Genomic DNA, 1,471 nt, shown 5'->3' with positions numbered 1-1,471 from the left:
GGGGGGTGTCCCTATGGGTTCCGTCAAGCGGCGAGGGCCAGCTTTTCTGCAGGTTTGTGCTGGTAAGGCGTCGCGGTGCGAAGCATCGCGTGCAGGACGTCGACACGGCGACGTGCAAGGCAGATGAGAGCAGCGTTGTGTTTCTTGCCCTCGGCCCGCTTCCGGTCGTAGTAGGCCCTGCTGAGTGGGTCGGACAGGGCCGCGAACGCGGACAGGAAGAATGCACGTTTCAGCTGTTTGTTGCCGCCCTTGGGTGGGTGCTCGCCGCGGATGCTCGTGCCCGAGCGGCGGGTCACCGGCGCCAGGCCGGCGTAAGCCGCCAGATGGCCGGAGGTAGGGAACGCGGCGACGTCGCCGACTTCGAGCAGGATCCGGGCTGCGGTCCTGACCCCGACGCCGGGCATCGAGATCAGGACCGAGGAAAGAGGGTGAGCATCAAGCATCCCTTCGACCTGCTGGGCGACCTGGTCGCGTTGTTTGAGCAGGTCACGAAGGCTGTCCGCCAGTTTGGGCAGGATGGTCTCGGCTGCGGTGGAGCCTGGGACGACGACGGTCTGGGCGTCCAGAGCGGTGAAGATCTGCTCGACCAGGCGGGCACCCATGCGAGGTGCCCGTGGTTTGACGATCTCGGCGAGTTTCGACCGTCCGGCCTTGCGCAGTCCGGCCGGGCCACCGCATCGCGACAGCACTTCCAGCACCGCAGCGTGCTGGACTTTCGGGCCCAGAACCCGTTCCAGCGGTGGGTGGATCTGGGTGAGCAGCCCCCGGATCCGGTTGCTGATGCGGGTGACTTCCCCGGCGAGGTCGTCGTCGTAGCCGACCAGCATCTCCAGTTCGGCGAGGGTGTCGTCGCCGGCGTCGACCCGGCGCAGCGTGTGCGGCAACGTCCGGGCAGCGTCCGCGATCACGAAGGCGTCGCGGGCGTCGGTCTTCGCCGTGCCCGGATGAAGGTCAGCGAGCCGGCGCATGACCAGACCAGGCAGGTAGGCGATCTGATGCCCGCAGGCGCGGGCGACCGCGACCGGGAGGGCACCGATCGAAGCGGGCTGGTCGACCACGGCCAGGATCCGGCCGTACCGGGCGAGCTTGTCGAACAATTTCCGCAGCCCCGCCTCGGTGTTCGGCAACGCCGCGTCGTGCAGCCGCTTGCCCGCCGGGTCCAACGCGACCGCGTGATGATCGCTCTTGCCGACGTCCAGGCCCAGGAACACGCCGTACTCGTCGCTCACTTCTCGTCTCCCACGATGTCCATCATGGGCTCGGCCGCTGATCAAGCGTCGGACTGCCGGCAGCCACGTTACGGAGAGACCTACCCAGAAAGCGGGTGGCCGAGTCCCTATCAGCGGTCTCGCCGACGCCACCCGGCCCGGCGACAACACCCCCCGGATCATGCGTACGACAGGGGCAGTTAGTCATACCGGACCGAGCGACCGAGCAGTCCCCGGCTGGGGACGATCAAAAAGGTAACGGG

At 67.6% G+C, this 1,471-nt stretch carries 1 protein-coding gene; it reads right to left on the bottom strand.

Translation table 11 applies throughout. From position 1 onward, the window contains the following. Positions 1-23: 23 nt before the first annotated feature. On the bottom strand, positions 24-1,271 hold the full coding sequence (locus ACIBO1_RS32275) for an IS110 family transposase (RefSeq protein ID WP_396753099.1): 1,248 nt from the start codon (positions 1,269-1,271) through the stop codon (positions 24-26). Positions 1,272-1,471: the final 200 nt, after the last annotated feature.

It is taken from the genome of Micromonospora sp. NPDC049903 (genome assembly GCF_044460945.1).
Lineage (GTDB): Bacteria > Actinomycetota > Actinomycetes > Mycobacteriales > Micromonosporaceae > Micromonospora.
This window is presented reverse-complemented; position numbering and strand designations above follow the sequence as displayed.